This window comes from Methanosarcinales archaeon, assembly GCA_014859725.1.
In the GTDB taxonomy this organism is placed as follows: Archaea; Halobacteriota; Methanosarcinia; order Methanosarcinales; family Methanocomedenaceae; genus Kmv04.
Map to the genome: position 1 here is coordinate 1 of JACUTQ010000071.1, position 10,691 is coordinate 10,691.

Genomic DNA, 10,691 nt, shown 5'->3' on the forward strand with positions numbered 1-10,691 from the left:
CTTGCTTTGTGTATAGGAGACGCGGATAATGGATTCGCAACTGGTTCTTTTGAGGATTGCGAAACAGGTCGGGGGTGGAGGATGCCTTTATCCAGGGGTGGTTAGGAAATTTTAGTTGTAGTGGAGTAGTATAAGTAATATTATTATACTATTTACCCAATAATCCGTGCGCTCTTGAAGTTAACGAAAATTCATAAGGAGAATTTGGTCCACCACTACCTTTAATATTCATAATAAGTTTGGCATTCTTCAACTGATTTACTTGTCTAGATATACTTGATATAGATTTATTTAATTCACCTGCTAATTCTTCAAGAGTCCATTCTTCTTTTTCAAGTAATTTAGCCAACGTTTTTTTATAACGTTTATTAATATGGTAATATTCTGCAAGTTCTTTAGTGTTTATAGTAACTGTTCGATCCAATTCTTTATCATAAGCTACAAGCGGTATACCTTTTTCAGCGCTTATCAGTGCCATTGCAGCAATTGCGATGCCAGGACCGGATGTGACATTTATCCACAAAGGATTCCCATTGTCGGATATCAACTTTTCAATTGTGGTATAAATCTCAAAGAAATCGAAAACATCTTTTATGATAATTTCTTGCGTTTTTATCCCTAAAGCGGCAGCAGTTTGTTTGACTGCGGAAACAGTTTCTATAGATTTCTCATGGATAGTATGCAGTAATACAACCTTTTTTATTCCACGAGTGCTTCCGTATAAGGGTTTTATGATGAGCTCCGGATTAAATCCGGCTACTGCAACAGCATAGGGGGTCTGAATATTACTCATTTCTTTGGTGTTTTTATCTAGCATATTAATTTAACTATTGTTACTATAGCTTTAAATAATATTTTGTAAAAAAGTTGCAGTATTGCAAATAATATGCAACATATATTTAACAGCATAACTATATATTATAGTAACAACAAAACAGAAATCACATGAAATTGATATTAACTTTCTCTCCACCAAAAGAAAAGATGATACCCTTTGATCATAACTACATGGTTGGTTCATCTTTGTACCGATTACTAGCGGCACAATCCCCGGAATATGCGCAGGCGTTACATAACAAAACAAATAACAAAGGGTACGTAATCTCAAGTTTATTGCCAAGCGGGAAACGTATTTATGATAAGGGAATAGGGGCTGAAAGGTATGTCCTTATCGTCGCATCAAGAGATAACAATCTCCTTGCTACACTTCAAGTTGCAATACAGAAACAGGGACATCTGAATGTGAATAACAGTCTTTTGCCTTTGATCCAGGCAAGTATTGTCAATATAAATATTCCTCCACCACCATGCGAATTACTAACAAAAAGCCCCGTCCTGATCAAGAAGAATGACAGGTTTATTAGACCTGATGATGCAGGATTTAATGAGGCAGTAATTGATTGGATAAAGAGAAAATATGTCCATTATTATCAAAAATCATGCCCTGAAATACGTTTGTTCAATATTGTCAACTATGAAAACAAGTTGAAAGTTGTGAAATTGAACAAATTAGCGTGTACTGTAATGAGATTTTTCATCGATGCACCGGAAGATGTAATCGAAATGCTTCTGACAGAAGGAATCGGGAGTAAGACTGCTCTTGGGTTTGGATTCATTGATGAAGTGAGGTAATTATGGATATTACAGTCAATAAAATGTTTAGAACAAATCTATTCATAAGAACATTCAGAGAATTATTCAATGTAACCCCCCGCCGCGAAGCCGGTGATCCAGTTGGACCATTGGCAATAATATTACGAAATTACCCTCTTGCAATCGCCAAGGGAGGATCAAAACATAAAGAATTTCCTGATCAAACTTATTTTACCCATATTGTTAATGGTCTTGTTCTCGGTGGACGAATGCTTGAGAATGAACTGCTTAATACATTTGGTACTGAGGAAAAGTTACCCAATAACATCGTTGAATGGGTGCGTTTGTATTTCGCTGCCTTCACGCTGCATGACATCAACAAACTGGAAACAAATAAAACACTTATTGATACTGTAAACAACGAATGGAATAAATATTCTGTTATCGTAGCTCCATTCCTCTCAAGTATTGGTGAACCAGAAACTTGGTCTGACGATTTGAAGTATCTTATTTTGAGCACAGAGGAAGGAACGAGGGATCATGCAAATCTTCTGAATACAAGGCGGAATCGACAGGAGCTTGAGAAAATTTCAAATTATATGAAATTCTCTGACCGAATAGGTTCTATCAAAAGCACTTCCTCATTGCAGATATACCATGAGATCAAGAAAATATTCGAAGATTTCACAAAGGAAAATGGCCGAAACTTACATGTTGTAATGTTTGCCGATGTTCCTCAGACGATGCTACGTGTAAAAGCATCTATCAGTTTCTCGAAAGCACTTGAAAAAAATGAGAGATATATTGTGCTTAAAACCCCTGATTCAATAATTTTTGAAGGCAGCCCGATAAATCAGGATATTATCGATCAAAGCATATTGGATTTAAATCAATCTTTGGTAATCGATACAGAAAGCCTGGTTAAGTTGTATCCACCTTCGAGCAACAGTATAAAAAGTGATTTTGCTAAGAAAGTAAAAGTAACCTCAGGAGTAATAGATATTTTCATTGATTGTTGGTTGGGGAGGTTGTTGTTTTGGTCTGGGAAAGAATGGAGGCAAAATCATACAGATTTTTCAGTTATTATGCGTAAATATGGAGTCATCTTTGAAAGAAAAGCAGAATCTATGGAAGCCACATATAATTTGAAAGTGCCAGAGAAAACTTCAGATGAAGAATCAGCGGAAAATAATAACCTGAGATATCTTTCCAAGCTTATTGTGGCAAATCGAGTTGCTCTGGAATTAGAAATATTAAATTCAAATGATTCGCGAACAGATACATGGTTGCTTGAAAATAATATACAAAATTCATCTGAGTATATTGATACCATACAAGGAAAGACTTTATCTGCAATTGCTTTTGCAATTCTCGATGGTTTAAAAGAGCCAGGGATTGCATATAATCAAATTATAGAACAAATTGCATCTAAATTTGAGGAAAAATATCCGAATAAAGATAATGAGGATACAAGAGATTTTTTTACATCAATTATCTATTATGGAAGTTCTGATATCGATCTCTTAACAGGAGTATGTAATGATAATATTGACAAAAAAGAGATGTGTTTGCAGTGTGGCGCCCCTTCTGAGATCGGACTTGAGGCTTCACTTGTGTTCGGATACGGCGCAACCAGTGGAACCGGACGTAAAGTCACCAAGTTAAAAGACGATGCAAGATTTAAAGGCAGGATATGTAAATGGTGCGAGCTTGAGAATAGAATTCGTAAAGACGAGTTCAAAGAAATAAAAAAAGAAGGAATAGTTATCCAGGCTCATCTTGGGGATTATTTAGTCCCTATCAATATTCATGATGTTATCGAATCCCTGAAAACAAAAGATACAGATACAATTGATAAAATATCAGGAAAAGCAAAATTTACAAAATTCGGTAAAAGTCATCAATTAGACCATCATACAGTAGTATTTCAAGAAAATCCGGGTAACAGGAAAGAGCAGTTCTATTTCTTGTTCCAGTTACTTGAGACTTTTATAAACGATACTGGCATAAAAGTACATATCACTCCGCTACAAGGCGCACCAAGAATACGCCCGGAACAATTTTCATGGGAAAATGCTCCAGGATGGGTGAAATCCCTGAATATGAATTCTTTAAGGATTGATGAGATTCCCAGAGCAATTGAGGAACTTAGATTCATCAGACAAATTGCTTCGCTGAGAAAAGGATCTGATGACATACCAAAAGTTCTGGCTGCAATTACCTTACACCCGATGAGAATCTTCTCTCTGATTTACAGCTTTGCGAATGATGGTCTTGGAGCTAAATTATTCAGAATCCAGGAAGATATTAATAAATTCATAAAAATTTATAATAAAGAGGTAAACGAAATGAGAATGAATGCAATTGTTGGTGAAGCGTGTAAAATATGGAATCACGCACCTGAATCGAATAATGATCACACGTGGATGATTCGAACCGCTCTGGATGTTCTTCAGAGAAATGAATCTGCTGATAGAGAAGATAAAATAACACGTTGTGCAGGTCGTTTGCTTGAGATTGCCGCGCGTTCGGATTATTTCAACAAAATGCAAGGTACAGAAGCCTGCAAATCTTTCTCTGATAATCTTGTTCTTCTGCTTGAAGAAAGTTTTGAAAAGAACGGGAAAGTACCAGCATCGTCATGGCGCAAAGACATTATCGCCCAATTTGCTCTGATGTACAATCAACAAAAATGGGCTGAAGTAATGGCGAGAAAAGCTGAAAAAGAAAACAAAATAGTTGATACATCAAAATCCCAGGAGGGAATATAAAATGACAGACAATACGGGAAATACAGGACTGGCAATAACTCCAGCCCATACTCTAATTGAGAAAACATTTGGTCTGGAATATTTCACAACATCACCAAAAATAATTGAACAGACAGTTAAACCAAAAATACCCAAAAAGAAAAAGGGGAAAGCGACTGCGGATTCACCAGCACAGGTGACATTGGAACAAAAGGCTGCAACAGAAGTTACGTCTTTGGCAGAAAAAAAGCCAGAATCAAAGGAAGTTCCAGTATTCGGGCAAAATAATGCAAAAAGACTGGTAATTGCGGTCTTAAGAGAAGTAATTGCACCATTCATCGATAGGAGTGAAGATCCAGAAGAGACAATATCCATCCGCGTAAATGAAAGGGAAATCATAGAAGTGCCTGCTCGAAAGATGAAATCAAAAGAGAAACTTGCTGGACTGAGATTATGTAGAGCATATGAAGTTGTTGATGCTTCTTATGAGTACAATGTAGTGAAAACGCACGCGGAAATCACAAATCCGAATAGTGTTCTATTTGGTGATTCGATTGTTGGGCAAAGTGAAGCCGCAATGCTTCCAAGCCGCGTAAAATACAGCAGTTCATATAGCATAAGGGAACGTGTTAAACTGACCACGAAATTGACGCATAATGCACTCTCTGAGCAAGGAACAATGTGGGATAGGGAAAAAAGGAAAAACAGGACGAGTCTTTTCAGTACGGAATATATTTTACCTGGCACTTTATTCCCATCTTTCATTGTAATCGATGATCCAACACCTGAATCACTTGTTCATATTCTGATGTGCCTGCGTGAGACAAGATATGGAGCGCAGACCTCAATAACCGGACCTAATATCAAAAATACAATTGTTGCGATATTGGGCTGCCAGAATGAGCCTCCTGTAACTTCATACACAATAACAAAGAACCATCCGGAACTTCAGGAATCAAAAGACCTGCGCACAGATGTGATAAAAACAATAATACAGGACTTATCTGGAACAAATGGAAAGCTGATGTCGGGTAAACTACTTGAAGATTTTCTTGCAGAGGCAAATAAACTTGATGGCAATTCCATGAAAGCAATATATGCGAAGTTGAAACAAGATGCAGTGGATCTCTGTAAATACGCGGGTTTTGGGAAGTGAAGTCGATTAAAAAGGGAAATTACTCATATGTACACCTATAAATTGACTTTACTCTCTCCTTTATTTTACAGATCCAGACAGGATTCTGGCGCATCAGGAGCTACAGTTACAGATTCATGGATCGGTGATCTGGCTATCTGTTTTGCTATCAACAAAGCCATAGGGATAACTCATATCCCTTTTAAATATACAAGCAACAAACCGGAGTATGAGGATATAAAGGACATTCCCCTTATTACAAGTATAGCAGTCCCATATGAAGAGCCAAAAAGAACACGGTTATATGACGTGGCAACCAATTTCATGAGTGAAGGATATCCTAACATGCCAGCTATAGAAAATAGTGCAAGGACATCCATGAAGAACTGGTTAAAGCGTCAGGGTATAGAACCCGGCACTGAATACACTTTTGTTATAGCTGTGCGGGATAATTATGTGCCGCCTGAGAAGTTCACTATTCGTCTTGGAAATATGCAGGAAACTCTTGCATTATGCGAGAAACAGCCTGGCAATGCAAAAAGTCTGACTGTAAATCTGTTCACGCTCAAACATGTATTCGGGCATGAATTAGTAAAGGGACTTGAATTCGAGTTATTAGAGCGTCCCGCCCAGCAATATGTGCTGGCGCACGGAGTTGATGCCACAAATTGGCTATCTCTGGTAGCTCCCTACATGTGAGGATTTGTATGGAAAAATCATATATTTTTAAGCCGCAGAATATCGAATTTACTGATACGATGTTTGATGGAAAACAACTGCATTCGACACAGAAATCCATGCTGGAAATGGGGGAGATGAAAGAAGATTGTCTGCTAATTCATGCTCCGACCGGAAGTGGAAAAACATATGGGTTTGGACTTCCTTCTCTCTGGTATGATGATAAAAGATTGTTTGATGACAGTTTGCCAAAGACGATAATAATAGCTCCGACAAATGCCCTCATACATCAAACCGAATATGATCTAAAAAAAGACTGGAAACATAAAAAATTAAAGGTAGAAATCTTATTTGCAAAGAACATTGTTGCAAATGGCTGGAACCGTGCTTTAGAGATATATGAACGTATTCGTGATGCAGATATTATCATCACAAATCCAGATATAACTACACTGCTTTTATCAAATTATTATTATAGGGATGAAGATCCAAATAAGATTCGTTTACGGCAATGGTCTGATCTATTCAAGAATACCAAGTTTATGATATTCGATGAATATCATCTGTATACAGAAGATGAGATTGGCAAAGTAATTTCTTTTCTCATTATGAATAAAGCAACAAAGAATGATCTGAAAGCCTGTTTTTCAAGTGCAACTCCAAACAACCTGATCAAAAAGGTTCTTGAGGAAAAATATTTTCTCAAATGCAAGGAAGTAACACAAGAATTAGTGGAAGAAGAAGTAAAAGACATGAAATACAGGAAAGTAAAGGGAAAATTAAAAGTAACATTTACAGACAAAAACATATCTGAGTCTCTTAATGATGTCATTTATGACGCGCGCCGAACCTTATATATATTTAGTGATTTAAAAACAAATTTGGAGGCGCAAGACAGATTGGAAAAATTGGATATTGCATTCGGTTCATTTACTGGTTTGGACACGAAACGAGGTCAGAAAGAAGCTCCTGATGACAGAATAATACTGGCAACAAATAAAGCTGAACTGGGATTGAATCTGGATATAGAGTTAGCACATATTGAACCAGGATTTTATGCAGAAAACTTCTGGCAGAGATTTGGCAGATCTGCACGCAAAGGTAAAGATGGAGAAATCGTTGTACATATCGATTCCAATATAATAAAGAATCTTCCAGAACATATAAAAAATTATGAAGAGTTTGTAGGGCGTATGGATAACGTCTTAATCGATAAGAAGATGTATAGTTCCAAGATCATTAACCACGTAGGCGCTTATCTGTACCTTGTAAAGATTCGATCGAATAGAATATTGGCAGGGCAAATTCATTCGGTGATGAGTGATTTGCCAGGCGAGAATATGTACAAGGCATTTGAAAAAGCGGAAATTCTTTTAAAGGAAATGAAAGAAATATCTGCAAAGAATCAGTATGTTGACCCCGAAACTATTAAAAATCTTGATAAATGGTGGAATGAATACTTCATTCCATCCTTTGGCAGGTTCAGAGGGCAGTCTTTTGATGTTCTTTATTCGTCTCACGTCAGTTCTCAGGAAGAGCCTGTTGAATATAGTTTGAAATGGATAAAAGTAAATTGCGTTTTGGGGGGGTTTGGAAATCTTAATGGAAGAAAGGTATATCAATCAACAGGATTCCATGGCACCAGGAGAACTTTAGAATTACAATATTCAAGTCCATCAGGACGTGATTTTATAGTTACCAATAAAAGCCTTTATGACAATAATGCGCATCAGAATATCTGGAAAAAACAGTTTTATGAAATTTTAGAAAATACAGAAGATGATGATGATCTTAATTGTAAAATGCAAGATTTTGTTAATTTATTTAACAGCACAATAATATGGTGTATCCATAAAGACCTCTTAGCTCCAAAAGGCGTTGATGTCATTGACAATTTTATCTGATGAAACATCAATCCATCTGGGACGGTTGGGGGGCTTGTTTTTTTATGACTTGTATTCCTGCCCCACAAGATTATGGCTATCACATAAAAATATCGACGCTGGAAAGGATAATGAGCACATCCTGTTAGGAAAACATATTGATGAAACAACATTCAAAAAGGAACGTAAGGTAATGACCTTCCATGGATATGCAGCGATCGATTTTATAAAAACACCAAACGGAATGGAAATACATGAGGTAAAAAAAGGTAAGGGCGAACATCCTGAACCGCATATTGCCCAGGTGCGTTACTATATTGAACTTTTTTATGAAATGACAGGAAAAGAAGCCACAGGAGTAATACATTATCCTGTGGTGAGGAAAACCTTGCAAGTAAAAAGAGATGAGGAGAGCGTTATGGCAGATATTGAAAAAATTAAGAACATTCTAGGAGAGAGATGTCCAAAACCGTCACGCATACCGATATGTCGTGGATGCAGATATGAGGAGATGTGCTGGGCATGAGTAAGGTTTTTTATATTTTCAAAGAAGGCGATCTGTACGTAAAAGAAGGTACATTTTATTTCAAGAACGTAGAAATATCCGTTCCGATACCTGTTGAGCAGGTATTGTCTTTCGAATTACACGGAGGTTGCAGTGTTTCAAGTGGAGCGTTTTCACTGGCTGGAAAACATAATATTCCAATCCATATGTTCGATTTTTATGTAAATTACATGGGCACATACTGGCCGAAGGAACATTATTTCAGTGGAGATCTAACTATTAAACAAAGCCTTATTTATTCAGATATTCAAAAACGATTGGAGCTTGCCCGAATATTAGTTAAAGGTGTTGAAAATAATATGCGTGCTTTCCTAGGTCATATAGGGGGCAATCGCACACCTTTTTTGAAAGATATCGATTTAAATGTTGTAAAATCCATTCAAGATATGATGTTGATCGAAGCACGCATGCGCAAGGATTACTACAATCGTTTTGATGCGATGCTGCCTGATGGATTCAAGATAGATCGAAGGGCAATACGACCTCCGAGCAATTATGGGAATAGTCTGATATCTTTCGGAAATACTTTGCTATATACATCAATAATTACAGCAGCAAGGAAAACTTCTGTAAATATTACAATTCCATTTTATCATGAACCGGCAGCAGGAAGATTTGCTTTATCTCTAGATTTGTCAGAAGTTTTTAAACCCGGTATTGTTGATCGATTTATTTATCAAATTGTGAAGCAGGGCATATTACAGCCAAATCAAGTGCATTTCAATGAGGTTGGTGGAGGAATTTTATTGAATGAAACAGGGAAGAAAATTTTCCTGGAACATTGGGATAAATGGCTGGAACATACGATTTTTCATAAAAAGCTGAAGAGAAAAGTATCTCACAGGCACTTACTTGTGCTTGAGATGCACAAATATACAAAACATATCGAAGGAATTGAGCAATATAATCCTATAAAAATACCCGATGGTGATTAGATTGTATGTTGTGCTTGCTTACGATGTCCATTTCAATAGGACAAATCTATTCAAGAGTTTTTGCAGGGAATATCTTACATGGGTTCAAAATAGTGTTTTTGAGGGAGAACTTAGACCAACACAATTTACAATACTCAAAGATACCCTGGAAGATATGATAACTGATGGTGAAAATGTTCGTATATGGAAAGTTGAAGATAAGAAGTTCCTGCATCTAATATGTATAGGAGACAGCACACCAGAGAAAACGAACTTTATCTGACCCCTAGGTAATAACCAGAAACTTAATATACGAAACCAAGGTTGAATATAAACATTTTGTTTGATAGGTTTTTCATGAAGACCGATGCCGTGCTTGATGTGCCTTGTTTGACGTCCACCCCTTGTGGGATTGATACAATGCAATGGCTACCCAGTGGAGTAGAACCACACCGTTTGACGTCCACCCCTTGTGGGATTGATACACTGAAGTGTTCAAAAAATCTACTCGAAATGTGACTGTTTGACGTCCACCCCTTGTGGGATTGATACGTGACCTTTTACCGTCAGAAATACCAGGAAACCACAGTTTGACGTCCACCCCTTGTGGGATTGATACATGCGGAGACAGACCATACAGCAAATAACAAAACAAGTTTGACGTCCACCCCTTGTGGGATTGATACGTGCAAGTTCAACAACTCCACGGTTGTCCTTTTTTAGTTTGACGTACACCCCTTGTGGGATTGATACATAGCGATAATAATAATTATCAGTGCCGCCCAGAACGTTTGACGTCCACCCCTTGTGGGATTGATACCTTTGAGGTTGTGTACCAGATGTGTTGCTGACACGGTTTGACGTCCACCCCTTGTGGGATTGATACGATGACTTCCAGAACTGGAAATATTACTGTAACACGTTTGACGTCCACCCCTTGTGGGATTGATACGTCATTCTGGGTATTATAACCCTAATGAAGAATAGAGTTTGACGTCCACCCCTTGTGGGATTGATACGTGGTTTTTTCATCATGCTTGGATACATTGAAACCGTTTGACGTCCACCCCTTGTGGGATTGATACATGTTTTATTTTTTCATCACTTGAAACCGCATAACGTTTGACGTCCACCCCTTGTGGGATTGATACTAAAACAGTGTGAAATAACAGA

9 protein-coding genes and 1 CRISPR repeat array are annotated in these 10,691 nt (G+C 37.4%); of the genes, 8 read left to right on the top strand and 1 reads right to left on the bottom strand.

What is annotated here, in order from left to right; all coding sequences use genetic code 11:
* Window positions 1-148 precede the first annotated feature (148 nt).
* The gene (locus IBX40_07325) at window positions 149-817 is read right to left on the bottom strand and encodes a hypothetical protein (GenBank protein ID MBE0524125.1); all 669 of its coding nucleotides are present in this window, start codon (window positions 815-817) and stop codon (window positions 149-151) included.
* 128 nt (window positions 818-945) lie between these two features.
* Between IBX40_07325 and cas6 the strand changes: the two genes are divergently transcribed.
* Genes cas6 through cas2 form a run of 8 tightly spaced genes read left to right on the top strand, consistent with a single transcriptional unit; the run spans window position 946 to window position 9,801 of the window.
* On the top strand, window positions 946-1,632 hold the full coding sequence (gene cas6 / locus IBX40_07330; protein MBE0524126.1) for a CRISPR-associated endoribonuclease Cas6: 687 nt from the start codon (window positions 946-948) through the stop codon (window positions 1,630-1,632).
* 2 nt (window positions 1,633-1,634) lie between these two features.
* Window positions 1,635-4,364: a hypothetical protein gene (locus IBX40_07335; protein ID MBE0524127.1), complete on the top strand. Its 2,730-nt coding sequence runs from the start codon at window positions 1,635-1,637 to the stop codon at window positions 4,362-4,364.
* A gap of 1 nt (window position 4,365) precedes the next feature.
* The gene (cas7d, locus tag IBX40_07340; protein ID MBE0524128.1) at window positions 4,366-5,499 is read left to right on the top strand and encodes a type I-D CRISPR-associated protein Cas7/Csc2; all 1,134 of its coding nucleotides are present in this window, start codon (window positions 4,366-4,368) and stop codon (window positions 5,497-5,499) included.
* A gap of 27 nt (window positions 5,500-5,526) precedes the next feature.
* Window positions 5,527-6,177, top strand: a complete 651-nt coding sequence (locus IBX40_07345) for a hypothetical protein (GenBank protein ID MBE0524129.1) — start codon at window positions 5,527-5,529, stop codon at window positions 6,175-6,177.
* An 8-nt stretch (window positions 6,178-6,185) separates the two neighbouring features.
* On the top strand, window positions 6,186-8,060 hold the full coding sequence (gene cas3 / locus IBX40_07350; protein ID MBE0524130.1) for a type I-D CRISPR-associated helicase Cas3': 1,875 nt from the start codon (window positions 6,186-6,188) through the stop codon (window positions 8,058-8,060).
* Entirely contained in the window at window positions 8,044-8,565 is a 522-nt protein-coding gene (locus tag IBX40_07355) for a Dna2/Cas4 domain-containing protein (protein ID MBE0524131.1), read from the top strand. Before cas3 ends, IBX40_07355 begins: the two co-directional genes overlap by 17 nt.
* Window positions 8,562-9,539 (top strand): type I-B CRISPR-associated endonuclease Cas1, encoded by a 978-nt coding sequence (cas1b, locus tag IBX40_07360; protein MBE0524132.1) that lies wholly within the window; start codon window positions 8,562-8,564, stop codon window positions 9,537-9,539. Before IBX40_07355 ends, cas1b begins: the two co-directional genes overlap by 4 nt.
* Window position 9,540: 1 nt before the next feature.
* The gene (gene cas2, locus IBX40_07365; GenBank protein MBE0524133.1) at window positions 9,541-9,801 is read left to right on the top strand and encodes a CRISPR-associated endonuclease Cas2; all 261 of its coding nucleotides are present in this window, start codon (window positions 9,541-9,543) and stop codon (window positions 9,799-9,801) included.
* A 105-nt stretch (window positions 9,802-9,906) separates the two neighbouring features.
* A CRISPR array of direct repeats spans window positions 9,907-10,669; the repeat unit is 31 nt; unit sequence GTTTGACGTCCACCCCTTGTGGGATTGATAC.
* The last annotated feature ends 22 nt before the right edge of the window (window positions 10,670-10,691 follow it).